Raw genomic sequence first — 25,791 nt, forward strand, 5'->3', positions numbered from 1 at the left:
ACATAAGTCATAGGTGGTTCCCTCACTTTCGGGGAGACTCGGGGTCAAGGCGTCCCCACCGGCGCCGCACACCTGAAAGAGTCGTATCCATGCAGGTCTGGCCTGGAGAGGCGTATCCACTCGGTGCCACGTACGACGGCGCCGGCACGAACTTCGCGGTCTTCACGGAGGCCGCGGACCGAGTAGAGCTGTGTCTGCTGCACGACGACGGCTCGGAGACCGCGATCGAGCTGCGGGAGAGCGACGCGTTCGTCCGGCACGCGTACGTGCCCGGCGTCATGCCGGGGCAGCGGTACGGGTTCCGGGTGCACGGGCCGTACGCCCCGGAGCGCGGGCTGCGGTGCAACTCGGCGAAACTGCTGCTCGACCCGTACGCGCGTGCGATCAGCGGGTCGATCCGCTGGGGTGAGGAGGTGTACGGCTACCACTTCGACGCGCCCGAGCGGCGCAACGACCTGGACTCGGCGCCGCACACGATGACCTCGGTCGTGGTCAATCCGTACTTCGACTGGGGCGACGACCGGCTGCCGCGGCACGGGTACCACGAGACGGTGATCTACGAGGCCCATGTGAAGGGCCTCACCATGCGGCACCCGGGGCTGCCGGAGGAGCTGCGCGGCACCTACGCGGCCCTGGCGCACCCGGCGATCATCGAGCACCTGACCGAGCTCGGGGTCACGGCGCTGGAGCTGATGCCCGTACACCAGTTCGTCAACGACCACCGCCTGGTCGACATGGGCCTGAACAACTACTGGGGCTACAACACGATCGGTTTCTTCGCCCCGCACAACGCCTACGCCTCCTGGGGCGACCGCGGCCAGCAGGTGCTGGAGTTCAAGTCGGCGGTGAAGGCGCTGCACGAGGCCGGGATCGAGGTGATCCTGGACGTGGTCTACAACCACACCGCCGAGGGCAACCACCTGGGCCCGACGCTGTCCTTCAAGGGCCTGGACAACCCGCGCTACTACCGGCTCACCGACGACCCCCGCTACTACATGGACACGACAGGGACGGGGAACTCCCTGCTCATGCGGTCCCCGCACGTGCTCCAGCTGATCATGGACTCGCTGCGGTACTGGGTCACCGAGATGCACGTCGACGGGTTCCGCTTCGACCTGGCGGCGACCCTGGCCCGGCAGTTCCACGAGGTGGACCGGCTGTCGTCGTTCTTCGACCTGGTGCAGCAGGACCCGGTGGTCTCCCAGGTGAAGCTGATCGCCGAGCCGTGGGACGTGGGCGAGGGCGGCTACCAGGTGGGGAACTTCCCGCCGCTGTGGACGGAGTGGAACGGCAAGTACCGGGACACCGTGCGGGACCTGTGGCGGGGCGAGCCGCGGGCTCTGGCGGAGTTCGCCTCCCGGCTGACCGGCTCCTCCGACCTGTACCAGGACGACGGGCGGCGCCCGCTGGCCTCGATCAACTTCGTCACCTGCCACGACGGCTTCACGCTGCACGACCTGGTGTCGTACAACGACAAGCACAACGAGGCCAACGGCGAGGACAACCGGGACGGCGAGAGTCACAACCGGTCCTGGAACTGCGGTGTCGAGGGCGAGACCGACGACCCGGACGTGCTGCGGCTGCGGGCCCGGCAGATGCGGAACTTCATCGCCACGCTCATGCTGTCCCAGGGCGTGCCGATGATCAGCCACGGCGACGAGTTCGCCCGCACCCAGCGCGGCAACAACAACGCCTACTGCCAGGACAACGAGCTGGCCTGGGTGCAGTGGCCGCCCGAGGAGGACGGGGAGGCTCAGGACGACCTCCGCACGGACCTGCTGGCCTTCACGCGCGCGATGGTGTGGCTGCGCAAGGACCACCCCGTCCTGCGCCGACGGCGCTTCTTCCACGGCCGTCCCGTGGAGGGCACCCACGACGACCTGTCCGACATCGCCTGGTTCACCCCGGACGGCCGGGAGATGACGCAGCGGGACTGGGAGTCGGCGCAGGCGTCGGCGCTGACGGTGTTCCTCAACGGCAACGCGATCTCCGAGCCGGGCCCGCGCGGGGAGCGCATCGTCGACGACTCCTTCCTGCTGGTGTTCAACGCCTCGCCCGAGCCGCTCGAGTTCGTGGTGCCGGTCGACCACGGCCGGCAGTGGCAGGTGGTGGTGGACACGGCCCGCGCGGACGGCGTGCCGCCGGGCACGGGTGCGAAGGTGCAGGCCGGGGACCGGCTGACGCTGGCGGACCGCAGCCTGACCGTGCTCCAGCGGCCCGTGTAGGCGGGTGCCCGGCGGGGCGGCCGCCCGGCGCCTCCGGTCGCCCCCGCGGGCGGCCGGAGGGCCACTCGTCCGGGCGACGCGCCGCGCACCCGGAGCGGGCGATGACACGAAAGGCGGTGGGGCGGGTACGTAGCTCTCCATGACACCTGAGCGACCTGACCCCGCGGTGCCCACGGCCACGTACCGGCTGCAACTCCAGCCCGAGTTCCCCTTCGGGGCCGCGGCGGCGGCGGTGCCGTACCTGGCCTCGCTCGGGGTCTCGCACCTGCACCTGTCCCCCGTGCTGGAGGCCGTCCCGGGCTCGCTGCACGGCTACGACGTGGTGGACCACGCGCGCGTGCGGGAGGAGCTCGGCGGCGAGGAGGGGCTGCGGTCCCTGGCCCGTACCGCGCGGGAGCACGGGCTCGGCCTGGTGGTGGACATCGTCCCGAACCACATGGCCATGTCCCCGCGCCACAACCGGGCCCTGTGGGAGGTGCTGCGGGAGGGCCCGAAGTCGCCGTACGCGCGGTGGTTCGACATCGACTGGGAGGCGCAGGAGGGGCAGGTGCTGCTGCCGGTGCTCGGCGGGCCGCTGGGCACGGTGATCGACGAGCTGCGGGTCGACGGCGACGTGCTGCGCTACTACGACCACGCCTTCCCGCTGCGGGAGGGCACCGAGGAGTTGCCGCTGCCGCAGCTGATCGACGCGCAGTGGTACCGCCCGGTGTGGTGGCGGCTGGCCCGCACCGAGCTCAACTACCGGCGCTTCTTCAGCATCTCCGAGCTCATCGGGGTGCGGGTGGAGGACCCGGAGGTGTTCGAGGCCACCCACGCCACGGTCCTGCGGCTGCTGCACGAGGGCGTGATCGACGGGCTGCGGGTCGACCACCCCGACGGCCTGGCCGACCCGGACGGGTACCTGCGGCGGCTGCACGAGGCGACCGGCGGCCGCTGGACGGTCGTGGAGAAGATCCTCTCCGACGGTGAGCCGCTGCCGGCGTCCTGGCCGGTCGCGGGCACCACCGGCTACGACGCCCTGCGCCACGTCGACGGGCTGTTCACGGACCCGGCGGGCTTCGGGGAGCTGCTGGGCTGCTACCGGCGGTTCGCGGCGCCGCAGACCGACCGCGGGGGCGAGTGGGCGGCGACCGCGCGCCGGGCCGCCTACAAGGTGCTCACGCACGAACTGGCCGCCGAGGTCGACCGGCTGACCCGGGTGGCGAGCCGGCTGTGCGCCACCTCCCCGGACCCCGCCCTGCGCGACCGCGCGCCCTGGGCGCTGCGCACCGCGCTCCAGGAACTCCTGGTCCGGCTGGAGGTGTACCGGCCCTACGCTTCCGTCGACGCGTCGGACGTGGTCACCGAGGAGGCCGCGGCCGAGGCCCGGCTCGCCTTCGTGGTGCCTGAGGAGGCCGGTGCGGTGGACGTCGTACGGGACCTGGTGCTCGGCCGGTACGGTGACGGGCCACGCCATGTGGAGTTCCGGACCCGGTTCGCGCAGACCTCGTCGGCGCTGCGGGCCAAGTCGGTGGAGGACACGGCCTTCTACCGCTACGTGCCGCTGCTGTCGGCGACCGAGGTGGGCGGCGAACCGGGCCGCCCGGCGGTGTCCGCCGAGGAGTTCCACGCGTACTGCGCGCGCGTGCAGCGCGACTGGCCGGTGACGGGGACGGTGGTCTCCACGCACGACACCAAGCGCAGCGCCGACGTACGGGCGGCCCTGCACGTGCTCACCGAGTGCCCGGACCGCTGGACGGACGTCCTGGCGGAGGTGACCCGCACGGGTGACGGCGTGCCGGACGCGCAGCTGGCGTGGGCCGCCTGGCAGACGGTGTTCGGGCTGGGCCCGGCCGAGGAGGACCGCGTCCAGGGGGCCCTGCTGAAGCATGTGCGCGAGGCGGGGATGTACACCAGCTGGACCGAGCAGGAGCCGCCCTACGAGGAGGCGGTGGCGCGCTTCGTGGCGGCGGGGCCGTGCGGGGCTCCGGGCGAGCGGGTGGCCGCCTTCCGGGAGTCCGTGGCACCGCACATCCGGGCCAACGTGCTGGGCACGGCCCTGGTCCATCTGACGATGCCGGGCGTCCCGGACGTCTACCAGGGCACCGAGGCCGAGTACCGGGCGCTGGTGGACCCGGACAACCGGCGGGCCGTGCGCTATCCGCCCGAGGCGCCCGAGGGCGCGTCCGGCGGGACGTCCGGGGAGAAGCAGGCAGTGACCCGGGCGGCGCTGCGGCTGCGCGCACGGCGGCCCGAGACCTTCGGGACGGCGGCGACGTACGCGCCACTGACCGCCGAGGGGCCGGCCGCGGCGCACTGCGTGGCGTTCGTACGCTCCGGCGCGGTGCTCACCGCCGTGACCCGGCTGTCGCTGCGGCTGGCCGAGGCGGGCGGCTGGCGGGAGACCCGGCTGCCGCTGCCGCCGGGGCGGTGGGCCGACGTCCTGGAGCCCGGGCGCGCGTTCACGGGGCACGTGCGCGTGGCGGACCTCTTCGGACGGCTGCCGGTGGCTCTGCTGGAGCGGGCCGGGGACGCGGAGGCGGGGTGAGGACGGCAGGGCCGGACCGGCCTCTCGTCCCGGGGCGATACGCGCGCGTGCTCAGCCGGCGGCACAGCTGACGTACGCCGGTCCGGGACCGGCCGGTACGGCTGCGTCCGGCCAGGCCGCCCGCAGCAGGCCGACGAAGGCCTCGGCGGCACCCGTCGGCGCCACGCGCGCGAAGGCCGTCAGGGTGCGCTTCCAGGGCGGGTCGGGCGAGAGGACCACGCAGTCCTCCCCGACCGCGCCGCGCACCAGGTGGGCCGGGGCGGCACAGACACCGACCCCGGCGGCGGCCATCCGCACGGCGGTGGAGGTGTGCTCGGTGAAGACCGCGGTGCGCGGCGTGAAGCCGGCCTGCCCGCAGGCCCAGTCCAGGAAGCGCTCGCCGTGCACGACGGGTTCCATGGCGCAGCGCACCCACGGGCGGTCGGCCAGCTCCGGCAGCGTCACCGACGTACGGCCCGCGAAACGGTCGTCGAAGGGCACCACCAGGACGAGTTCCTCCTCGCCGACCGGGACCACGGTGCCGGGCCAGGCACGCGGCCCGGGACCGACGGCGAGGTCGGCGGCGCCGCGCTCGACCTCCTCCTCGAGGGCCTGGGCGGTGGCGTACTCGCGCAGGTGCAGCAGGACACCGGGGTGCGCGGCGCGCCAGCGGGCGAACACGTCCGGCAGCACGCCGACGGCGACGGAGTGCAGCGCGGCGACGTGCAGTTCACCGCCCTCGGCGCCGGCGGCGGCGCGGGCCGCGCGGCGCGCCTGGGCGGCGCTGCGGACGGCGACCTCGGCGTGCGGCAGGAAGGCGCGCCCCATCGGGGTGAGGCGCACCCCGCGTGGCAAGCGCTCCAGGAGCGCGCCGCCCACCGACCGTTCCAGAGCCTTGATCTGGTGGGACAGCGCGGGCTGGGAGACGTGCAGCAGGTCGGCCGCCCGGGTGAAGGACGCCTCCTCGACGACCGTCAGGAAGTACTCCATCTGACGCAGACTCATGCCATAAGCATCCTGCATCGGTTCGACAAAAGCTTTGCCTTGGACTTATCGGTCGGGGCGGCCGGAGGGTGGAGGGCATGAACACTCCGGACGTCATCGTCATCGGCGGCGGCACGGGCGGGTACAGCACCGCCTTGCGCGCGGCGGACCTGGGTCTCGACGTGGTGCTCGTGGAACGCGACAAGGTCGGCGGGACCTGCCTGCACCGCGGCTGCGTCCCGAGCAAGGCGATGCTGCACGCCGCCGAACTCGTGGACGGCATCGCCGAGGCCCGCGAGCGGTGGGGCGTCAAGGCCACGCTGGACGCCGTCGACTGGCCGGCGCTCGTCGCCACCCGTGACGACATCGTGGCGCGCAATCACCGGGGCGTCGAGGCTCACCTCGCGAAGGCGGGCGTACGGGTGCTCCGCGGCAGCGGGCGGCTCACCGGGGCACGCTCGGTACGCGTCGAGGGGCCGTCCGCGCCCGGCGCGCAGGAGCTCACCGCGCGCCGGGGCATCGTGCTGGCGACCGGCTCGCGCCCGCGCACGCTCCCGGGGCTGGAACCGGACGGCCGGCGCGTGGTGACCAGCGACGACGCGCTGTTCGCGCCCGGGCTCCCGGCGTCGGTGCTGGTGCTCGGCGGGGGCGCCATCGGCGTGGAGTACGCCTCGTTCCACCGCTCCCTGGGCGCGGAGGTCACGTTGGTGGAGGCGGCCGAGCGGATCCTGCCGCTGGAGGACGCCGACGTCAGCCGGCATCTGACGCGGGGTCTGAGGAAGCGGGGCGTCGACGTGCGGGCGGGCGCCCACCTGCTGGACGCCGAGGTGCTCGACGACGGGGTACGCGTGCGGGTGCGTGATTCCCGGGGCGAGATCCGTACGGTCGAGGCCGAGCGGCTGCTGGTGGCGGTCGGCCGGGTCCCGGTCACCGAGGGGCTGGACCTGGCCGCCGCGGGGCTGGCGACGGACGGGCGCGGCTTCCTCGCGCCGGCCGACTGGCAGCGGCTGGAGACGGCGGTGCCGGGCGTGCACGTGGTGGGGGACCTGCTGCCGCCGCCGTCCCTCGGCCTCGCCCACGCGTCGTTCGCGGAGGGCCTGCTGGTGGCGGAGACCCTGGCGGGCGTGGGGTCCGTGCCCGTGGACTACGGGGCCGTGCCCCGGGTGACGTACTCCGCCCCGCAGACCGCGTCCGTGGGCCTGACCGAGGCCGAGGCACGCGCGCGTGGGCACGAGGTGGTGGTGAGCGGCATGCCGCTGACCGCCGTCGCCAAGGGCATGGTGCACGGGCAGGGCGGCATGGTGAAGGTCGTCGCCGAGGCGGGGGGCGGGCCGGTGCTGGGCGTGCACCTGGTCGGCCCGCACGTGTCGGAGATGATCGCCGAGAGCCAGCTGATCGTCGGCTGGGACGCCTGGCCGTCCGACGTGGCCCGGCACGTCCACGCCCACCCGACCCTGTCCGAGGCGGTGGGCGAGACGTTCCTGGCCCTCGCGGGGCGGGGGCTGCACCGGCAGTGAAGTTGTCGGCGCCCGGCGAGGCGCCCCCCGGCGGGGGGGGCGGGAGTGCCGGGCCCGGCCGGGTCGCACGGGGAGGCGCCGTGAGCCTCCGGCCGGGTGCGCTCAGGGCGCGGTGGGGAAGGCGAACACCGCGCCCGTCCGGGCCGCCATCACGCACGCGTTCGGGAACGTCCGTGTGTACGTGACCGGTTTCCCGCGCCACTGGCCGTCGGCGTGCGCGGTCACCGGGGCGTAGACCATCGGGCAGTACTCGTCCCTGACCGGGAGGCCGTCGATGTCACCGCCCGCGGCGTCGAGTTCCGCGCAGACGTCGGCGGCGCGGGGGTGGCCGGTGGGCCGGTGGTCGGGCGGGTCGCACTGCAGCAGGGTGCCGCGGCTGTCGGCGGCGGGGGTCTCGCCCTGGGTGACCGTCAGGTAGAGCCAGTCCACTCCGGTGGTGTCCCGGTCGGAGGCTTGCGCCGGGGCGCCGCAGACGGCGACGAGGGCCAGCGCGGCCGGCAGGCCGCGCCGGAGCGCTTTCGCTGGGGTGTGGGTCATTCCCGGTGCATCGGCACGGCGGCCCCGCAACCCCACCCCGGCTCACCCGAACGGGAGCACGCGGGTGGGTGCCGCACGGCCTGTGCGAAGGCCGCCAGGATCACCCGGGTCTGGTACTCGCTCTGGCGGGCGACCGGGATCCAGCGTGCCCCGCAGCCGTCGCTGTAGTCGGCGCACCAGGCGTCGATGAGCCGGTCCAGTTCCGGCAGAGCGCCGGCCGGCCCGGGGCCGGCGCGCGTCACCAGCTGGTGCAGCAGTCCCGCGGTGCGCAGGGCCAGCCGTCGTCCGGCGATGCGCAGGGCGGACAGGTGGGCGGTGGTCAGCGGCGGGAGGGGGCGTGCCGAGCGGTCGGCGGTGCCGGGGTCCCACGCGTCGGCCAGGCCCGGGCACACCAGGAGGTAGTCGTCTATCGGCGCGAGCAGCCGCGCCGCGTCGGGCACGGCGGCCAGTCGCGGCCGGAGCCCCGCCAGCAGGCACCGCAGGAGGCCGATGTCCTGGCGCAGGGTGCGGCTGACGGCGCGCAGCACGCCGTCCGGGTCGTCGGGCGCCGAGCCGTCCGCCACGGCCGCCACCCCCCACATGGGGGCCTCCACGACCGCCGTGACGGTGCCGTGCCGGTACGGATGGAGCCAGGTCGACTCGACGGCCGCCTCGGTGATGGCCGCGGCCAGGTCGCCCCGGCGCAGTGGCGGTATCCGGTAGACGGCGGGTCCGAGGACGGGCCAGTACAGGGCGTCGTACGCGCCGAGTTCCAGGGGGATGCCGAGCCGGGCCGCGGTGTGCGCCATGCGCCGGTCCAGGCCCGGCAGGTCGTGGGTGAGCTCGACGAACGCGCCGCCGACGTCGACCCCGTGCAGCGAGCACTGGAGGAACGGTTTCAGCTCGTCCTGGAGGGCGAGCAGGGCGCGGGTCTCCGGCAGGGCGGCGGCGGCCGCGCCGTCGGGCAGCCATTCGGGCTGTTCGAGGAAGCCCGGCCGGAAGAAGTTCCGGAAGTAACGGCCGAGGGTGTACGGGCCGGTCAGCCAGCCCTCGTTGCGGCGCAGGCCGTCGGGGTCGAGGCACAGCAGCAGGTTCCAGGTGGCGTCGGCGCCCTCGGTGAGCCGGGGGTCGGCCAGGGTCCGCTCGGCCAGCCGGAGCACGGTGGCGCCGCCCACGGGTTCGTTGGCGTGCGGTCCGGCGACGACGAGGGCGTGGCGGCTGCCGCGGCCGACGGAGAGCAGCCACATCGGGGTGCCGGCGCGGGAGGTGCCGACCTGGCGCAGCCGGGCGTCACGGGGGTGCCGTGCGACGAGGGCGGCGGCCCGGGCCTGCAGCTCGTCGACGGTCGGATAACGCGGGAGGGGCGGCAGGACACACCTCCCGGATGCGGCGCCGTCGGTTCACTTGACGTGCGGGAAGTACGCACAGTCAGTCACGAGTTCGGGGGTACGTCAACACCGCTGCAGGCAAAGGCGCGTCCGCTTTCCCAGGCAGACCCGCACCGGGTAAACCCCAGGCCAGAGCTAAGGTCCGACTCACTTCCCGGCACGCACCGGCACGGCCCGGCCCGGGCGCGGCTCGACGCGGCGCGGCGCCGGCTCGGTCGCCCGGTGTGCCGGCACAGGGCGACCTCGGGGTGCCGGCCCGCTGCCGGCGCGATGCGCGGCTCAGCCCGGCAAGGTTCCGCTGGGTGGGCCGCTGCGGTCGCTCAGTGAGCCGCTAGGCGGAAGAGCATGCGGCCGAAGCCGACCTGGTCGCCCTCGCGGACGACGACCGCGCCGACGACCCGCCGGCCGTTGACCGTCGTGCCGTTGGTGGAGCCGAGGTCCCGCAGCACCCACAGGCCGCCCTGGTGCCGCAGCTCGGCGTGCACCCGGGAGACCGTCTCGTGGTTCAGGCGCAGCCCGCTCGCGGGGTCCCGGCCTATGCGCAGCGGGTGCCCGTGCGCCGGGTGGGGCAGCAGCAGTTTGGGCAGCCGTTCCGCCTGCCACGCCCTGCGCAGCCGCGCGGTGAACCCGGAGACCGCCTCCACGGTGCCGAACACCGCGCGGGAGAAACGGCCCTCCGTGGGCAGGTCGGCGGTGAGCACGGCGAGCTCGTCCACGCGGCGGGCGGCGAGCGCCAGCTCCATGCGGCGGACGAACGTGTCGTGGGACAGCCGGCCCATGGCGACGCCGTCCCGCAGCACCTTCAGCGCCTTGTCGCGCTCCGCGTCCGACAGCCGCGCGGGGTATGTGTGGAACTCGAAGGACGACGTCACGCTCGTGATTGTCGGTCAGTGAACCCCGGGTGTCCAGAAAACGGGTGAACGCCGGCCACCGCGGGATCCGCCGCGACACCTGCCGCAAAGGGGAGGACACGTAAGCGCATTGATCGCGTTTTGACGCACCATGGACGGGCTACATCACGGTGAGCAGACGAAGGGGAACCGTTCGTGCAGTTCGAGGTGTGGGCACCACAGGCCGGCCGTGTGACGCTCCAGTGCGACGGCGTCACACGCGCGTTGGAACGCGATCCCGAGCGGGCGGGGTGGTGGCGGGGGGAGGCCGAGGCGCACGACGGCTCCCGGTACGGCTTCGCGCTGGACGACGGCCCGTTCCTGCCCGACCCGCGCTCGCGGCGGCAGCCGGACGGCCCGGACGGGCTGAGCGCGGTCGTCGACCACGATCGGTACGCCTGGCGCGCCGAGTGGCCCGGGCGGCCGCTGCCCGGCGCGGTGCTGTACGAGCTGCACGTGGGGACGTACACGCCCGAGGGCACCTTCGACGCGGCCGCCGAGCGCCTCGGCCACCTCGCCGAACTGGGCGTCACGCACGTCGAGTTGATGCCGGTGTCGCCCTTCCCGGGCCGGCACGGCTGGGGGTACGAGGGGGTGTCGCTGTGGGCGGTGCACGAGCCGTACGGCGGGCCCGAGGGACTGAAGCGCTTCGTGGACCGGGCCCATGAACTCGGGCTCGGCGTCGTGCTCGACGTGGTGCACAACCACTTCGGGCCGTCCGGCAACTACCTGCCCGTCTTCGGGCCCTACCTCACCGACACCCACCAGACGCCGTGGGGTGCCGCGGTCAACCTGGACGCGCCCGGCTCGGACGAGGTGCGCGCGTACCTGATCGGCAGCGCGCTGTCATGGCTGCGCGACTACCGCGTCGACGGGCTGCGCCTGGACGCGGTGCACGCCCTGGTGGACACGCGCGCGTACCACTTCCTGGAGGAGCTGTCGGCGGCCGTGGACACGCTGTCCGCCGAGGTGGACCGGCCGCTGTTCCTGATCGCCGAGTCGGACCTGAACGACCCGCGGCTGATCACGCCGCGCGAGCAGGGCGGCTTCGGGCTGGACGCACAGTGGAACGACGACTTCCACCACGCGGTGCACGCGGCGCTGACCGGCGAGTCGCAGGGCTACTACGCCGATTTCGGGCGGGCTCCCTTCGCCGCGCTGGCCAAGACGCTCACCGGCGGGTACTTCCACGACGGCACGTACTCCAGCTTCCGGGGCCGGTCCCACGGGCGCCCGCTGGACCGCGCCCGGGTGGCCGCGCACCGGCTGCTCGGCTACAGCCAGACCCACGACCAGGTCGGCAACCGCGCCCAGGGCGACCGGCTGGCGGCGCTGGTCTCCCCCGGTCTGCTGGCCTGCGCGGCCACCCTGGTGCTGACGGCGCCGTTCACGCCGATGCTGTTCATGGGTGAGGAGTGGGCGGCGGGCACGCCCTGGCAGTTCTTCACCGACCACACCGACCCGGAGCTGGCGGAGGCCGTACGGCGCGGGCGGCGGCGGGAGTTCGCCGCGCACGGCTGGAAGGAGGAGGACGTACCCGACCCGCAGGACCCGGCGACCCGCGACCGCTCCTGCCTGGACTGGTCCGAGCCGGAGCGCGACCCGCACGCGCGTGTGCTGGCCTGGTACCGGCAGCTCATCGCGGTGCGCCGCGAGCAGCCGGACCTCACCGACCCGGACCTCGCCGACACCAAGGTCGCCTACGACGAGGCGCGGCGCTGGCTCGCCTTCCGGCGCGGGGACGTCTGCGTGGCCGTGAACCTCGCCGCCGATCCGGCCGCGATCCCGCTCGGCACCCCGCACGCGCGCGTACTGGCCGCCTGGGAGCCCGTCGAGGGCCCGGACAGCGACGGCGTCCTGCACCTGCCCGGGGAGTCGGGCGTGGTGCTGAAGCAGGACTGATCAGCCGCCCGTAAGCCGTTCGGTCCGAGGGGCTCGCTCCCGGGCGGGGTCCGGTGCCGCGGGCTGCCGCGGGCCGGGAAAGGCGCCTGGGGGCGGGGTCGTGGCGCCGGGCCGTGCCTCCCGCACGCGCCGGGGACGAGGTGGTGCCGCCCCTCCTGGTGCGTCAGCCCGCCGGCCGGGGACGTCCGTACGGCCGCTGCGGCCGACCGCGTGCCGGCGGCCCTGTGGTGCCGGGTGCAGGTCGGCGCGGCAGCGTCGCGGATTCGGGCATTCCTGCCAACTTCCGACGAACGGTGGTGAGAACCTCACGGTCCGATCGGGCCGGAGCCGGTTCTCGCGGGTGGGGGCGTCTCGTACTCTTGCGGCGTGTCCACCCATGGAGATCACCGACCGAGGACGGGAAGACCGCGCCGGGCCGATGTCGCACGCCTGGCCGGTGTCTCTCCCGCGACGGTCACGTTCGTGCTCAACCGCACGGCCGGGCAGACGATCAGCGACGAGACCAGGCAGCGGGTCCTGCGGGCCGTCGCCGAGCTCGACTACCGCCCCAACCGGGCCGCGCAGGGGCTGCGCCAGGGGCGCAGCGCCACCATCGGCTTCGTCAGCCACGACGTCGACTTCGGTGTCTTCACCGCCTCCGCGATCAAGGGCGCGCACGAGGCTTCCATGCGTCACGGCAATCTGCTGCTCCTGGTCAACAGCGGCGCCTCGAACCGTCAGGCGGCGCAGCTGGTCGGCGATCTGCTCGACCGGCAGGTGGACGCCCTGATCTTCGCGGTGGCCGGCACCAGGTCGGTGGTCCTGCCGGACGACGCCCGCCGGGTCCCGACGATCCTGCTGAACTGCTTCGTCCCGGACGATTCCGTTCCGGCGATACTGCCCGACGAGGTACGGGGCGGGCGGGAGGCGACCCAGGCGCTGCTCGACCTCGGACACCGGGACATCGCCTATCTCACCGGTACGGTCAGCTCCTGGGCGACCAAAGCCCGGCTGCGCGGCTTTCGCCAGGCGCTGCAAGGGGCCGGGCTCGACCCGCGGCGCCCACTCGTGCTGTCCGGCAACTACCATGCCGACTCCGGCTACGAGCTGACGCGGAAACTGCTGCGGCGCAGCCCCAGACCGACCGCGATCATGTGCGGCAACGACCGCATGGCCGTCGGTGCGATCCTCGCCCTGCTGGAGGCGGGGATCCGGGTGCCCGAGGAGATGTCGGTGATGGGGTACGACGACCAGTTCCAGCTCGCGGCGGAGATCCACCCGGCGCTGAGCACCGTCCGGCTGCCGTACGAGGCGATGGGCCGCCTTGCCGCCGAGCAGCTGGCGGCCGGTGAGTCCGCCATGCCGACGGGGCGCACCCTCGTGCACTGCCCGGTGGTGACGCGCGGCTCCACCGCGGCGCCGGCCGGCCCGGGCGCGGGGGCCTGATCCGTCTCCGTCCCGCCCCCGCGCGGACTTCATCCACGGATAACTCCCTCGTAACGGCTTCTTGACGCGAGAAACGGGAGACGGCTAGCTTTCCGGCCACTAACCCGAATTAGTGACCCCGTCCCGGCGGCCTGGCGCATGACCCGCCCCGGCAGGCGAGGTCACCTCCGGTGCGCTGGGGCGGCTCCTTCCGCCGCCGGACCACCGGTCAAGGAGGAACACATGTCCCGACGGAAGCTGGTCCTCGGTGTGAGCGCGCTCAGTGCGCTCACGCTTCTCGCCACCGGTTGCTCAGCCGGCCCCGGCAGCGACGCGAGCGACAAGAAGACCATCTCGATCTGGACGAGCATGGACCAGCCCGTCATCGACGGTCTCAAGGCAGTGCTCAACCCGCGCGCCAAGGCGCAGGGCATCACCGTCCAGTGGCGCAAGGTCGACAACCTCAACCAGATCATCGTGCAGAAGGTCCAGGCGGGCGACCCCCCGGACATCGCCCTGATGCCACAGCCGGGCATCATCAAGGACCTCGCCACGAAGGGCAAGGTCACCCCGCTGGACGACGTCCTCGACCTCCCTGCGCTGAAGAAGAGCATGACGGCGGGCACGCTGGACGTGGCCCAGGTGAACGGCAAGACCTACGGCCTGATGGTCAGCATGAACGTCAAGGGCCTGGTCTTCTACCCGAAGAAGGCGTTCGAGGCGGCGGGCTACACCGCTCCGAAGACCATGGGCGAGCTCGACGCGCTCACGGAGAAGATCAAGGCCGACGGCGAAACGCCCTGGTGCCTGGGCATCGAGTCCAGCACGGCCACCGGCTGGCCGGCCACCGACTGGTTCGAGAACCTCATCCTCAAGTACGGCGGTATCGACCAGTACAACGACTGGATCTCACACAAGATCAAGTTCGACTCGCCGCTGGTCCGCAAGGCCGCCGCCCAGTTCCAGAAGATCGCCTTCACCGAGGGCAACGTGCTCGGCGGCCGGAAGTCGATCGCCAGCAACGCCTTCGGCACCGCCGGCAACCCGATGTTCGACAAGAAGCCAGGCTGCTACATGTACCAGCAGGGCAGCTTCATCACCGGCTTCTTCCCCAAGTCCGTCCAGCAGAACCTGGACGCCGAGGTCGGCGTCTTCGGCCTGCCCCCGGTCACGGCGGGTGGCGACAATCCCGTCGAGGGCGGCGGTGACACCGCCTCCATCTACCAGGACAGCCCTGCCGCCCGTAAGGTCATGAAGCTGCTCGCGGCCACGGACCTGGGCACCACCGCGGCGAAGAACGGTTCCTCGTTCATCTCCCCGCACAAGGACTTCCCGCTCGACGCCTACCCGCTGAAGACCACCCAGTCGATCGCCAAGGTCGCCTACGACTCCACGGGCTTCGCCTTCGACGCCTCCGACGCCATGCCGTCCTCGGTCGGCTCCGGGTCGTTCTGGAAGGACATGACGGCCTGGATCTCCGGCCAGCAGTCCCTCGACGACGCCCTGAAGAACATCGACGCCAGCTGGCCGGCCGGCTGACCTCCCGCGGCGGGGCCGCACAGGGGCGGGCGACCACGGTCGCGTCCACCCCTGTGCGGCCGCCGGACCGACTCGACAGCGACTCACGTTCGAGAAAGGAACCGCCGTGGCCAGCCAAGTGCTCTCGACGGTGCTCACAGTGCTGGCGGGCATCGCCGCCGCCCTGGCCGTCTACTGGATGCTCAACAAGCTCGCGGAAGCCCTTCCGGGCCACTGGGAGAACAGGATCAAGCCCTACTTCTACGTCGCGCCGGCGGTCGCGGCGATCGGGGTGTACCTGGTCTATCCGACGGTCATCACCGTGATCAACAGCTTCCGGAGCAGCGACGGATCACGGTTCGTCGGCCTGGAGAACTTCACCCGGCTGCTGGAGACGCCGGCCTTCCGTCAGACCCTGTTCAACACACTGCTGTGGATCGCCGTCGTTCCCGCCGCGTGCATTGTGGTGGGCCTGCTCGTCGCCACACTCGCCGACCGCCTCACCCCCCGGGCAGAGAAGGCGGCCAAAACCATCATCTTCCTGCCCATGGCCATCAGTGCCGTGGGATCGGCAACGGTCTGGCGCTTCATGTACGCCGCCCAGCCCGCCGGACAGCCGCAGACCGGCCTGCTCAACGGCATCGTCACCGCCTTCGGCCACGACCCGGTCCCCTGGCTCCAGCAGAGCTCCCTGCACGCCAACAGCCTGCTGCTGATGGTGATGTTGCTGTGGGGACAGGCGGGTTTTTCCATGGTGCTGCTGTCCGCGGCCATCAAGGGCGTACCGGCGGAGACCCTGGAGGCGGCCCGCCTGGACGGCGCGGGCGAGCTGCGGATCTTCTGGCGGATCATCATCCCCCAGATCCGCGGGACGGTCATCACCGTCTTCGTCACCATCCTCATCACCGTTCTGAAGATCTTCGACGTCATCTACGTGATGACCAACGGCGCCTTCGACACCAACGTCGTGGGCCTGGAGTTCTTCAACCAGCTCTACACGAACTACAACTACGGCTACGCCTCGGCGATCGTCGTCATGCTGCTCATCGCCATCGTGCCGATCATGATCTACCAGATTCGCCACTTCAGGGCGGAGGAGTCGGCATGACCACCCAGACGACCCCCACGGTCACCCCGGCGGCATCGCGTCGCGGCCTTCCGGTCCGGCGCGGCACCCAGGAGTCCTCCGGCCCGCGCGGCAGGCGCGGTCCGCTCCCGGTCAGGCTGAGTGTGCTGTTCGTGTGCGTCCTGTGGAGCGTGCCCACCCTCGGGGTGGTCATCACGTCCTTCCGCACCGTCGACGCCGCCAACTCCAGTGGCTGGTGGACCCTGTTCGCCCACCCCGGCGGGCTGGCCGACCTGACCACCGGCAACTACGCCAAGGCCATCGAGCAGGCCGATCTCGGCTCGGCGTTCTTCAACAGCCTGGCCATCACGCTCCCAGCGGTGTTCCTGCCGATCCTCATCGCCGCCTTCGCCGCCTACGCCTTCACCTTCATGACGTTCAAGGGACGCGACGTCCTGTTCATCGTCATCGTGAGCCTGCTCGTCGTCCCGAACTACGTCGCGTTCGTCCCCGTCATCAAGCTCTACGCCACGGTGCACCTCAACGGCACCTTCCCCGCCGCCTGGCTCGCCCACATCGGGTTCGGCATGTCCCTGGCCGTCTACATCCTGCGCAACTACATGGCGAGCCTGCCCAAGGACGTCGTCGAGTCCGCGAAGATCGACGGCGCGAGCCACTTCCAGACCTTCTACCGGCTCATCCTGCCCATGTCGGCTCCCGCGCTGGCGTCCTTTGCGATCTTCCAGTTTCTCTGGGTGTGGAACGACCTGCTCGTGGCCCTGGTCTTCGTCGGCCCCGGCGACAAGCAGCCGATCACCATCGCGACCAACGGGCTGCTGGGACAGCAGGGCATGGGCTGGGAGCTGGTGACGGCCGGCGGTCTGTTCTCCATGCTCGTCCCGGTGCTGGTCTTCCTGACCCTGCAGCGGTACTTCGTCCGCGGCCTCACCAGCGGAGCGGTCAAGGGCTGAGACGAGCTGCGGCTCCCGGCTCCCGGCTCCCGGCTGAAGGTGCCGGGAGCCGCGGAGCAAGGCCACGGTCCCCCTGATCCCCGTCCCCACGAACACCGCGCGGTCCGCCGGTCCTCCCCACACACACGCACAGTCAGGAATCCCGCACCGTGAGCAACCCGAGCGACTCCTGGTGGCGCTCAGCCGTCATCTACCAGGTCTACATCCGCAGCTTCGCCGACGGCGACGGCGACGGGGTGGGTGACATCGCGGGGCTCCGCTCCCGCCTGCGCTACCTGGCCGATCTCGGCGTCGACGCCATCTGGATCAACCCCTGGTACCCCTCCCCGCTGGCGGACGGCGGCTACGACGTGGCCGACTACCGCGACATCCACCCCGTCTTCGGCACCCTCGACGAGGCGCGGCGGCTGATCACCGACGCCCACGGCCTCGGCCTGCGCGTGATCCTGGACATCGTTCCCAACCACACCTCCGACCAGCATGTCTGGTTCCGTCAGGCACGGGACGCCGGTCCCGGCTCGCCCGAGCGGGAGCGGTACGTCTTCCGTGACGGGCGCGGCGAGGACGGCGCCCTGCCGCCCAACGACTGGCACGCGGCCTTCGGGGGGCCCGCCTGGACCCGGGTGGCCGACGGCCAGTGGTACCTGCACCTGTTCGCCCCGGAGCAGCCCGACCTGAACTGGGACCACCCCGAGGTGCGCGCCGAGTTCGAGTCGGTCCTGCGCTTCTGGTTCGACCTCGGCGTCGACGGCTTCCGCATCGACGTGGCCCACGGCATGGTCAAGGACCCCGCCCTGCCGGATCTCGGCCTGCCGGAGTTCCGCGTGCTGGCCGGTGAAGACCAGAAGGACCACCCGCACTGGGACCGCGAAGACCTCCACGACATCTTCCGCGCCTGGCGTGCCATCGCCGACAGCTACCCCGACCGCCGTGTCTTCGTGGCCGAGGCCCACGTCCGTCCCGGCCGTCTCGCCGACTACCTCCGGCCGGACGAACTCCACACGGCGTTCAACTTCGACTTCCTCCGGTGTCCCCTGGAGGCCGCGCAGATGCGCAAGGTCATCGACCGCAGCATCACCGACCTCGCCGCCGTCGGGGCTCCTGCCACCTGGGTGCTGTCCAACCACGACGAAACCCGCCACGTCACCCGCTACGGCCGCTCCTCCACCGGCGTCACCGCGCCCCTGCGTGGTGAGCGCCGGCCCACGGACCTCGCGCTGGGCACCCGCCGGGCCCGCGCCGCCGCTCTCCTCATGCTGGCCCTGCCCGGCGGCGCGTACGTCTATCAGGGCGAGGAACTCGGCCTGTACGAGGTCGAGGACCTCCCCGAAGAGGTGCTTCAGGACCCCACCTGGGAGCGTTCCGGCCACACCGTCCGGGGCCGCGACGGTTGCCGTGTCCCCCTGCCCTGGTCCGGCGACACTCCGCCCTTCGGCTTCGGCCCGCCCGGATCCACCCCCTGGCTTCCCCAGCCCGCGGACTGGAAGAACTGCACCGCCGAAGCCAACCAGGCCGACCCCGGCTCCATGCTCTGGCTGTACCGCACTGCCCTGCGTCTGCGCCGCACCGTCCCCGGTCTGAGGACCGAGCGGCTTCGCTGGCTCGACAGCCCGGACGGCACGCTGCTGTTCGAACGCGGTGACGGCGTACTGTGCGCGATCAACCTCTCCGGCGAGCCGGTGCCGCTCCCCGAGGCGTGTCATCTGCTCCTCGCGTCCGGGCCGCTCGGCAGCGACGGGCTGCTGCCCGTGGACACCGCGGTTTGGCTGCAGCGGGGCTGACGGAGACGCAGACCGGAGTCCGGGTCCGGTAGTACGGACCCGCTGCTCAGCCGCCTCTACCGCGCCCCGTCGGAGTCGTCCACCGAGAGATCCGTCACCCGCTCCAGCAGGATCGGCTCCCAGGCACAGCGCAGCTGGTTCCGCAGCCTGTCCGCCGGGACGGGAGGGCGGGCCGTGAGAGCCTCGGCGAGGCGGACGAGACTGTCGCAGCGGGCCAGCCACAGGCCGCGCAGGCAGGGGCGGGCGCCGTAGCCGGCGAGGGTGGCGGCGCGCACGGCGGCCGGGGAGCCGACGGCGCGGGCGAGGCCCGCGATGTCCTCGGCGGGATCACCGAGGACCGCCTCGCCCCAGCCGAGGACGCCGCGCACCCGGCCGTCGGCGCTGACCACCAGGTGGTCGCCGGTCAGGGCGTGGTGCACGAGGACCGCCGCTGCGGGCTGCGCGGCGAGCTGGAGCGCGGCCGGCGGGGTGAGCTGGTGCAGGCGCGCGGGGTCGAACTCGTCGGCCTCGGCGAGACGTTCGGCGGCATGGATGGCGGCGCGCCGCTGCCCCTCCAGGGAGCGCGGGGCGAGGCGCGGCACACCGAGCGCCTCGGCCTGGCGGGCCGGTACCTCGCGCAGCCCGGTGAGCAGTCCGGCCAGGTCGGCCTCACCGAGGGCGGACACGTCGTGCCGCTCCCCCGAGCCGCCGGGGACCTTGGTGTCCAGCGTGTAGGCCAGTCCCGGCGCCCACTCGCCGTGGGCCACACCGGCCGGCACCGCCACGGGCACGTGCGGGCGGACCAGGTCGCGCAGACGCAGTTCGCGGCGCTGGCGTACGGAGGCCTCCCGGTCGGGCGCGAGGCGCAGCACATGGCGGGTGCCGACCCACCACGTGGTGTGCCCGGTGTCCTCGGCGACGGGCCGGACGTCGGGGGCGACGGGGCCGCCCGAGTCGCCCTTCGCGCCCGAGCCGGCTGTCGCGGCCCTGCCTTCCTGGCCGCTCCTGCCGTCCTCGAGCAGGGAACGGACCAGTCGGCGGACGGTGTCCGCGGTGGGTGTCGGTGCCTGGGTCATGGTCGCGCCGTTGTCGTCCGGGAGGCGTGTCGGGGTCATCGGGAACCGCCTACTCCACTATGACCATCTCGCGGGTGGTGTTGTTCAGGCGCCGCCCGCCGTCCTCGGTCACGGTGACGATGTCCTCGATGCGCACCCCGAAACGGCCGGGCAGGTAGATGCCGGGTTCCACGGAGAAGCACATCCCGGGCACCAGGGGCTGCTCCTCGCCCTCGATCATGTACGGCGGTTCGTGGGTGGTGACGCCGATGCCGTGCCCGGTGCGGTGGATGAAGGCCGCGCCGTACCCCGCGTCCGCGATGACGGTCCGGGCGGCCCGGTCGATCTCCTGGCAGGCGGCCCCGGGGCGGACCGCCCGGAAGCCCGCCTCCTGCGCCTGGCGCACCAGGTCGTGGACGCGCCGTTCCTCGTCGGTGGGTTCGCCGACGTGGACCGTGCGGGAGGTGTCGGAGCCGTAGCCGTCCTTCAGGCCGCCGAAGTCGAGGACGACCATGTCGCCGCGCTCGATGACGCGGTCGCCCACCTCGTGGTGCGGGTTGGCGCCGTTGGGTCCCGAGGCGACGATCGTGAAGTCGACCTGGGAGTGCCCGAAGCGGTGCAGCGAGGCGGCGAGGTCGGCGGCGACGTCGGACTCCCGGCGCCCGGCGAAGGGCACCTTCCGGATCTCCTCGAAGGCCTGGTCGGCGGCGGCTCCGGCGGCCGCGAGGAGCTCCAGTTCCGCCGCGTCCTTCACGGCGCGCAGCATCGGCAGCGCCTCGGTGAGCGCGGCGTACGAGGTGCCGGGCAGCGCCTTCTGCAGGCCGAGCAGGTGCAGGGCCCAGGCGTTGTCGCTGACGCCGTAGCGGCCGGAGCCGTCCAGGAGGGCGGCGGTGGCGGCGTAGGGGTCCTTGCCGTCGGTCCAGTCGCGCAGGGTCAGGGCGGGCGCACCGGCTGCCTTCTCGGCGTCCGGGGCCTCCAGCGTCGGCACGACCAGGACGGGGTCCCGGCCGGCGGACAGGACCAGCAGGGTGAGGCGTTCGGTGACGGCGGTGGGCGTGTAGCCGGTGAGCCACACCAGGTCCGGACCGGGTGCCACCAGCAGCCCGGCGAGCCCCGCCTCGGCGGCCGCCCGCGCGGAGCGCTCCATGCGGGCCCGGTAGTCGTCGGCGGTGAAGGGCGCGGGCGCGGTGCCGGTCATCCGGGCCTCCCAGGGCGGCGTAGGGACTACGGGCAGCATCCTGCCCGCCCGGCGGGGGCGACGCGACCCGGTTCGCCGTCTTCACCCGGACTTTTCCGCCGACGACTGCTCGCCACCCGGCCGACAGCCGGGCAAACGCCCGCCGTGGCCGGGCACACTCCTGGCCGGGCAGACCCGGCGTCGCCCGGCTGGGGTCGGGCGTCTGGTCAGGGTCCGGCCCGTCAGGTGGCGATGCCCGGTACGACGGTCAGCTGCTGGTACCCGCCGCTGCGGTGCAGCACGGTCACCTCGACCTCCGTACCGGGGCGGGCGGAGGCGACGGCGCGGGCGAGGTCGGCGGCGCAGTCGACGCGGGCCGGTCCGAAGGTGAGCAGGACGTCGCCGCGGACCAGGCCCGCGGAGAATCCCGGGCCGGGAATGTGGACGCCGACCACGACGGCGCCCGGTTTCCGGGCGTCGGCGACCTCCACGCCGAGGGTCGCCCGGGCGGGTGCGGACGGCGGGGCCGGCGGGGCCGACTGCTGCTGCCGCGCATGCGGTGCGGTCGGACGGCCGGCGCCGATGACCGTAGCGCCCAGCGCGCCCAGCCCGGCCCCGGCCAGGAGGAGGAGCAGTACGGCGGACACGGCCGACACCAGGACCACCGGCCGTCGCCCGCGCCGTCGCACGGCGGGCGGACGGCGCGCCGCGGGCGGACGGCGCGCGGCGGATCCGGGCCCGTGGCCCCCGCCGCGGGCCTGACCGGGCATCGGCTTCGGGCGCAACGCACTGTGTTCCATGATCGCCTCCGGCTGGTGCTCTACCCGGCGGCCGGCGACGCGACGAGCCACGAACGAGTGAGACTGACCTGCGGTCGACCGAGGAAGCACCTCAGGACGGGGCGGGCGCGACGGGCCGGACCCGTGCCTCCAGCGCGGTCGCCGGCTCCGCGGCGGCCCCGCGCGGCGAGCGGGCGCAGACCAGTTCGGTCCGGTGCGCGAGCCGCGGTGCGGCGACCGGGACGGCGACCGTGCCCGGCACACCGGCGGCCGCCGAGCGGGGCAGCAGGGTCAGGCCGTGCCCGTCGGCGGCCAGCGCGGTGGAGGCGCCCAGGTCGGTGCCCTCGGAGCGCAGGGACGGGCGAGCCCCGGCCGCCGTTCACGGCGCGCAACTGGGCGAGCGGCAGGCCGCCGCCCAGGCGCAGCCGGGGGCGGCCGACGAGCGGGTGGGCGGCGGGCGACGGCACGCGGACGGGCACGTCCGGATCGCCGAACCGCCCGGCTACCCCTTCTTCCTGGCCTCGCCGTTCCAGCCGGAGCTCGCCGGTGACGGCTCGCACCCGCACCCGGTGATCCGGGCACCGGCACGAGCCGCGGTCACGCACGCGGCGGCACGGGCACGGGCGACGGCGCACCCGTAGCGGCGATACGGGTGGCCCGCCCGGGTGCGGGCATCGCGGGCGGCCGGTCCGGGAGGAAGCCGTGGACGCGGCGGGCAAGCCACTCGGCCTTGTAACGGTCCACGCTCCGGTGCCAGTTGAGGATGCCAGCCATCCAGTTCTGCAGGTCCACCACGTAGTCCCGCATGATCGCGCGGGCCTCGCCCGACAGCTCGAAGTCCTCGTACAGCACGGGCAGTTCGTGCGCGACGATGTGCTCGAACTGCCGCATGCGCTGGTTCATCAGGTCGTGGACGATCCGCAGGCCCGTCGGGTAGTCGCAGCCGAAGAAGTTCTGCACCACGAGGATCGCGTTGTGGATCTCGCCCTCGTACTCGATCTCCTTCTGGTACGAGAAGACGTCGTTGAGCAGGCACGCGAAGTCGATGGCGGCGTTCTCCAGGGAGCGGACGGGGCCGCTGCGGTACACCTCGGGCGGGACGGCCGGGCCGTGGCCCATGCGGCACAGGCTCAGGGTGAGGTCGGAGCCGAAGGTGGCGCGGCGCATCTCCAGGTAGTCGACCGGGTCGGGCACGCGGTGGAGGACCTGGTTGGACAGCTCCCACACCCAGGCCTCGGTCATCGTGTTGACCGCGTTCTTCAGCGTGCCGCGCTGGCCGGGGGTCATGCCTGCCGTGGTCCGCGTCCACAGGTCGGTCAGGGCGCGTTCCATGCCGTTGAGCGGGGGCGGTACCGCCTCGCCGTCGACGGGCATGCAGTCGGACAGGCGGGCCGTGGTGAGCCGGGCGGCGGCCAGGTCGCGGCGGTGGCCGTAGACGAGGGGGTAGTAGTCGTCGCCGTAGGTGCCCCAGGCGAGCCACTGCGCGCTGAGGTCGAGTGCCTCGAGAGTGGCGTCCGGGTCGAGGCCCGCCGAGCACAGGGCGAGGTCGTAGGCGGCGAGTTTGTCCTCGTCCCAGACGCCCTCGCGGAGGATGCCCATGCGGTGCGCCCAGTCGGCCAGGTTCCGGCGGGCGGTGTCCAGGTGCCCGCTGAGCTGGAGCGGGAACGGCATGCGGATGTCGGGGATCAGGGACGGCCCGACCTTCTGGTACGGCACGTGTGTGTGGGACCTCAGTCGTCCGGCCCCGGCTGTGGCGAGCAGCGCGCGCACGTCGGCCGCCGAGCCCAGGCCGCCGGCCCCGGGCCACGGACGGGTGCCGCGCGCGCCCTCGTTCATGTACCGGCTGGAGCGCAGGTGCCATTCGTGCCCGCCTGACTGCCAGTCCTGCAGCCCCTTCGCGTACGCCGCCACCGCCGCGACCTCACCGGGGGTGAGTCCCTTCTCCAGCGCCAGCGCGGGTACCTCGGTGAACGCGGTGTGCTCGAACTGGTGGAGCCGTGAGGTGAGGATGTCGTTGACGGTGTCGGCGGCCTCCTGGGTGGTGCAGCCGAAGAACGTCTCCAGGACGAGCACGCCGTTGCTGTTCTCGCCCTCGTCCTCCACTTCCCGCTGGTAGGAGAACAGGTCGTTGCGCAGGTGCACCGCGTCGGAGAACGTCTCCATCAGCACCCTCAGCGGCCGGGATCCGGCGACCGAGGCGGGCACTTCGGCGGTGGCGTACTCCACGAGCCCCGCCGACCAGGGCGCGCCGCCCACCTTGCGGCGCATCTCGATGTACTCGACGGGGTTGGCGATCCGCCCTTCGTTGATGTTGGACAGCTCCCACAGGGACTCGTTGAGCAGGTGCTCGGTGGCCACGGCGAAGCGGCGGCGCCAGTGCGCGGACATCGCCGGCACCGTGCGCGCCCACAGGTCCGCCAGGCCCGCCTCCACCGGGTTCTCAGGTTCCGGCACGGGAGCCGACAGGTCCAGCGGCATGAACAGCGGCAGCCGGTCCAGGTGGGCCTTGCCGGCGGCGCGGTCCTGGGAGCGTTTGTACTTCTCCAGGAAGTGGTCGTCGAAGAAGAAGACCCACACGTACCAGTCGGTGATCAGGGACAGGGCGGGTCCGTCGCAGTCAGGGTGGGTGTAGGCGCACAGCAGGCCGTAGTCGTGCGCGTCGAGGTCGGCCTGCTCCCAGACCCCGGAGCCCTCCAGCATCCCCATCTCGCGCGCCCACGCGGTCGAGTGGGCCCGGGCCTCGTCGACGTGCGGGTTCAGCCGCGCGGGGTGCGGCATGTAGAAGTGCGGGAGTTCGAACGGCTGCGTCATGGCCGGGCCCTACCCGGGGCCGCGCGGCGGCATCCGCCGGGCCGGACATGATCACACCATCGCGTGAAGTCGGCGCCGTTCCCCGGTGCTCAGGCCCGGACCTGGATGAGTGCGTGCGTGCCGCTGGTGCGCCAGCGTTGTTCCTCGCGCGCCACGAGCGCGGCCTCGGTGCCGGAGTCCAGGCCGGTGACGACGTCGGACTTCAGGGTGCGCAGGGCGGCGACCGGGCCGGGGAACCCGGCGGTGACGTCCGCGAACGGCGTGGTGGGGGGCCAGAGCCGGTCGCCCACCAGGCGGCGGTAGTTGAGGTCGCCCTTGAGCACGGTGAGCGTGGCCGGGGCGAACTCGGCCCGCAGATCGGCGGGCATCTTCGCGTACGGCAGCGGGGCGCAGGAGAAGGGGTGGGCGCGGACGGTGAGGCGGCCGTCGGCCAGGGCGGACCACAGCAGGCGGCCGTACGCGGCGGCCGCCTCCTGAGCGCGGACCAGCCGGCGCAGGGCGTCGACCACATCGGCGGTGGTGGCGTCGGAGACGTAGTACGGGTACGGCTTGACGTGCAGGACGGCCCGGCCGATGTGCCCGCGGTCCAGGAGGTGGGCGATCATCAGCAGGTCGGGGACGAGTTCCCGGCCCGCGTTGTCGGCGATCAGGCACAGCGTGCCGGGGCGGGAGGCGCGCAGCAGCGACCACAGGGCGGCGCTGTCGTCGGCGACCAGGCCCGGGGCGGCGGCCGCGGCTCCGGCGCCCTCGGCGGAGAGCCGGAAGCCCAGGTCGGCGCGGTTGCCCCACAGGGAGCCGTGCAGCAGGGCCTCGGCCTGCTCGGCGGCGGGCCGGCGGGCGAGGTCGTCCAGTGCGGCGAGTTCCTCGTCGGTCTCGGGGGCGTCGAGTTCGGCGCGTTTGAACGGCTGGAACGGGTCGATGCCCTGCCAGGGGCCGGGCGCGAAGTAGCCGACGGCGTCGAGGAGCCGGCGGTAGAAGTAGCTCTCGGCCCACAGCCACGGCACGTCGAACCAGGACCGGCCGGCGTACGCGGGCATGCCCCAGGTGTCCCAGCGGTCCCGGTCGGGAGCGTCGGCGGGGAGCGGTTCGATCACGCCCTTGGTGCAGCTGTCGAGCAGGGCGTCCAGCGCGCGGTGCTGCGCGGGACCGTAGGGGAAGGCCTCGCGTACCTGGCGGATGATCGCGGGGTGCCGGTCGGCGAGGACGCCGTGGGGGAAGGAGCCCGGCGCGTTGCCGAGGATGACCGGGGCGGTGGGGGTGTCGGGCATGCGGCTCACCGTAGCGCGCATCGCCAGGGGCGGTTCTCGCCCGAACTCCCGGCC

Annotated in this window: 19 protein-coding genes; 10 read left to right on the forward strand and 9 right to left on the reverse strand. The window is 73.1% G+C overall.

The window, feature by feature from the left end; translation table 11 throughout:
* Positions 1-89: 89 nt before the first annotated feature.
* Entirely contained in the window at positions 90-2,225 is a 2,136-nt protein-coding gene (glgX, locus tag AB0K80_RS22895) for a glycogen debranching protein GlgX (protein ID WP_365672434.1), read from the forward strand.
* 139 nt (positions 2,226-2,364) lie between these two features.
* On the forward strand, positions 2,365-4,752 hold the full coding sequence (treY, locus tag AB0K80_RS22900) for a malto-oligosyltrehalose synthase (RefSeq protein WP_365672436.1): 2,388 nt from the start codon (positions 2,365-2,367) through the stop codon (positions 4,750-4,752).
* Between the two features lie 51 nt (positions 4,753-4,803).
* On the opposite strand, the gene AB0K80_RS22905 is transcribed toward treY, so the two are convergent.
* Positions 4,804-5,736, reverse strand: coding sequence for a LysR family transcriptional regulator (locus AB0K80_RS22905; protein WP_365672438.1), 933 nt, complete (start codon positions 5,734-5,736; stop codon positions 4,804-4,806).
* A gap of 77 nt (positions 5,737-5,813) precedes the next feature.
* Here AB0K80_RS22905 and lpdA point away from each other — a divergent pair, with 77 nt between their 5' ends.
* Positions 5,814-7,232, forward strand: coding sequence for a dihydrolipoyl dehydrogenase (gene lpdA, locus AB0K80_RS22910; protein ID WP_365672440.1), 1,419 nt, complete (start codon positions 5,814-5,816; stop codon positions 7,230-7,232).
* Between the two features lie 102 nt (positions 7,233-7,334).
* On the opposite strand, the gene AB0K80_RS22915 is transcribed toward lpdA, so the two are convergent.
* The 3 genes from AB0K80_RS22915 to AB0K80_RS22925 form a co-directional block, all read right to left on the reverse strand.
* Positions 7,335-7,769 carry an SSI family serine proteinase inhibitor gene (locus AB0K80_RS22915; protein ID WP_365672442.1) on the reverse strand — a complete coding sequence of 145 codons (435 nt, stop codon included), beginning with the start codon at positions 7,767-7,769 and terminating at the stop codon, positions 7,335-7,337.
* Positions 7,766-9,118 carry a M14 family zinc carboxypeptidase gene (locus AB0K80_RS22920; RefSeq protein WP_365672597.1) on the reverse strand — a complete coding sequence of 451 codons (1,353 nt, stop codon included), beginning with the start codon at positions 9,116-9,118 and terminating at the stop codon, positions 7,766-7,768. Before AB0K80_RS22920 ends, AB0K80_RS22915 begins: the two co-directional genes overlap by 4 nt.
* A gap of 338 nt (positions 9,119-9,456) precedes the next feature.
* Complete coding sequence (locus AB0K80_RS22925; RefSeq protein ID WP_365672444.1) at positions 9,457-10,008, reverse strand: DUF1707 and FHA domain-containing protein; 552 nt, start codon at positions 10,006-10,008, stop codon at positions 9,457-9,459.
* Positions 10,009-10,182: 174 nt separating this feature from the next.
* Between AB0K80_RS22925 and treZ the strand changes: the two genes are divergently transcribed.
* The 6 genes from treZ (at position 10,183) to AB0K80_RS22955 (ending at position 18,668) form a co-directional block, all read left to right on the forward strand.
* On the forward strand, positions 10,183-11,928 hold the full coding sequence (gene treZ, locus AB0K80_RS22930; protein WP_365672446.1) for a malto-oligosyltrehalose trehalohydrolase: 1,746 nt from the start codon (positions 10,183-10,185) through the stop codon (positions 11,926-11,928).
* Between the two features lie 366 nt (positions 11,929-12,294).
* Positions 12,295-13,353 (forward strand): LacI family DNA-binding transcriptional regulator, encoded by a 1,059-nt coding sequence (locus AB0K80_RS22935; RefSeq protein WP_365672448.1) that lies wholly within the window; start codon positions 12,295-12,297, stop codon positions 13,351-13,353.
* A gap of 222 nt (positions 13,354-13,575) precedes the next feature.
* Positions 13,576-14,871: an ABC transporter substrate-binding protein gene (locus AB0K80_RS22940; RefSeq protein ID WP_365672449.1), complete on the forward strand. Its 1,296-nt coding sequence runs from the start codon at positions 13,576-13,578 to the stop codon at positions 14,869-14,871.
* A 106-nt stretch (positions 14,872-14,977) separates the two neighbouring features.
* On the forward strand, positions 14,978-15,958 hold the full coding sequence (locus AB0K80_RS22945) for a sugar ABC transporter permease (RefSeq protein ID WP_365672452.1): 981 nt from the start codon (positions 14,978-14,980) through the stop codon (positions 15,956-15,958).
* Positions 15,955-16,887, forward strand: a complete 933-nt coding sequence (locus AB0K80_RS22950) for a carbohydrate ABC transporter permease (protein ID WP_365672454.1) — start codon at positions 15,955-15,957, stop codon at positions 16,885-16,887. The genes AB0K80_RS22945 and AB0K80_RS22950 overlap by 4 nt, the downstream gene beginning before the upstream one ends.
* A gap of 149 nt (positions 16,888-17,036) precedes the next feature.
* A complete protein-coding gene (locus AB0K80_RS22955; protein WP_365672456.1) occupies positions 17,037-18,668 on the forward strand; it encodes a glycoside hydrolase family 13 protein in 1,632 nt (543 codons plus the stop codon).
* Positions 18,669-18,724: 56 nt separating this feature from the next.
* Here AB0K80_RS22955 and AB0K80_RS22960 read toward each other — a convergent pair whose 3' ends face one another.
* The 3 genes from AB0K80_RS22960 to AB0K80_RS22970 all read right to left on the reverse strand — a co-directional run bounded on the left by AB0K80_RS22960 (position 18,725) and on the right by AB0K80_RS22970 (position 21,526).
* Positions 18,725-19,723 (reverse strand): aminoglycoside phosphotransferase family protein, encoded by a 999-nt coding sequence (locus tag AB0K80_RS22960; protein ID WP_365672599.1) that lies wholly within the window; start codon positions 19,721-19,723, stop codon positions 18,725-18,727.
* 49 nt (positions 19,724-19,772) lie between these two features.
* Positions 19,773-20,900 (reverse strand): aminopeptidase P family protein, encoded by a 1,128-nt coding sequence (locus AB0K80_RS22965; protein ID WP_365672458.1) that lies wholly within the window; start codon positions 20,898-20,900, stop codon positions 19,773-19,775.
* 221 nt (positions 20,901-21,121) lie between these two features.
* A complete protein-coding gene (locus tag AB0K80_RS22970) occupies positions 21,122-21,526 on the reverse strand; it encodes a PDZ domain-containing protein (protein ID WP_365672460.1) in 405 nt (134 codons plus the stop codon).
* 383 nt (positions 21,527-21,909) lie between these two features.
* On the opposite strand from AB0K80_RS22970, the gene AB0K80_RS22975 reads away from it, so the two are divergent.
* Complete coding sequence (locus AB0K80_RS22975; protein ID WP_365672605.1) at positions 21,910-22,299, forward strand: hypothetical protein; 390 nt, start codon at positions 21,910-21,912, stop codon at positions 22,297-22,299.
* On the opposite strand, the gene cyc2 is transcribed toward AB0K80_RS22975, so the two are convergent.
* Together cyc2 and AB0K80_RS22985 are read right to left on the reverse strand one after the other, a co-directional pair.
* Positions 22,256-24,469, reverse strand: a complete 2,214-nt coding sequence (cyc2, locus tag AB0K80_RS22980; RefSeq protein ID WP_365672463.1) for a germacradienol/geosmin synthase Cyc2 — start codon at positions 24,467-24,469, stop codon at positions 22,256-22,258. The two genes, AB0K80_RS22975 and cyc2, sit on opposite strands and share 44 nt — an antisense overlap.
* An 89-nt stretch (positions 24,470-24,558) precedes the next feature.
* Positions 24,559-25,737 (reverse strand): damage-control phosphatase ARMT1 family protein, encoded by a 1,179-nt coding sequence (locus AB0K80_RS22985; protein ID WP_365672464.1) that lies wholly within the window; start codon positions 25,735-25,737, stop codon positions 24,559-24,561.
* Positions 25,738-25,791 lie beyond the last annotated feature (54 nt).

The organism is Streptomyces sp. NPDC052682, assembly GCF_040678435.1.
Classification (GTDB): domain Bacteria; phylum Actinomycetota; class Actinomycetes; order Streptomycetales; family Streptomycetaceae; genus Streptomyces.

Coding starts and splice junctions, on each gene's coding strand:
- glgX (WP_365672434.1), top strand. CDS start 90: ATGCAGGTCTGGCCTGGAGAGGCGTATCCACTCGGTGCCACGTACGAC.
- treY (WP_365672436.1), top strand. CDS start 2,365: ATGACACCTGAGCGACCTGACCCCGCGGTGCCCACGGCCACGTACCGG.
- AB0K80_RS22905 (WP_365672438.1), bottom strand. CDS start 5,736: ATGAGTCTGCGTCAGATGGAGTACTTCCTGACGGTCGTCGAGGAGGCG.
- lpdA (WP_365672440.1), top strand. CDS start 5,814: ATGAACACTCCGGACGTCATCGTCATCGGCGGCGGCACGGGCGGGTAC.
- AB0K80_RS22915 (WP_365672442.1), bottom strand. CDS start 7,769: ATGACCCACACCCCAGCGAAAGCGCTCCGGCGCGGCCTGCCGGCCGCG.
- AB0K80_RS22940 (WP_365672449.1), top strand. CDS start 13,576: ATGTCCCGACGGAAGCTGGTCCTCGGTGTGAGCGCGCTCAGTGCGCTC.
- AB0K80_RS22950 (WP_365672454.1), top strand. CDS start 15,955: ATGACCACCCAGACGACCCCCACGGTCACCCCGGCGGCATCGCGTCGC.
- AB0K80_RS22960 (WP_365672599.1), bottom strand. CDS start 19,723: ATGACCCAGGCACCGACACCCACCGCGGACACCGTCCGCCGACTGGTC.
- AB0K80_RS22965 (WP_365672458.1), bottom strand. CDS start 20,900: ATGACCGGCACCGCGCCCGCGCCCTTCACCGCCGACGACTACCGGGCC.
- cyc2 (WP_365672463.1), bottom strand. CDS start 24,469: ATGACGCAGCCGTTCGAACTCCCGCACTTCTACATGCCGCACCCCGCG.
- AB0K80_RS22985 (WP_365672464.1), bottom strand. CDS start 25,737: ATGCCCGACACCCCCACCGCCCCGGTCATCCTCGGCAACGCGCCGGGC.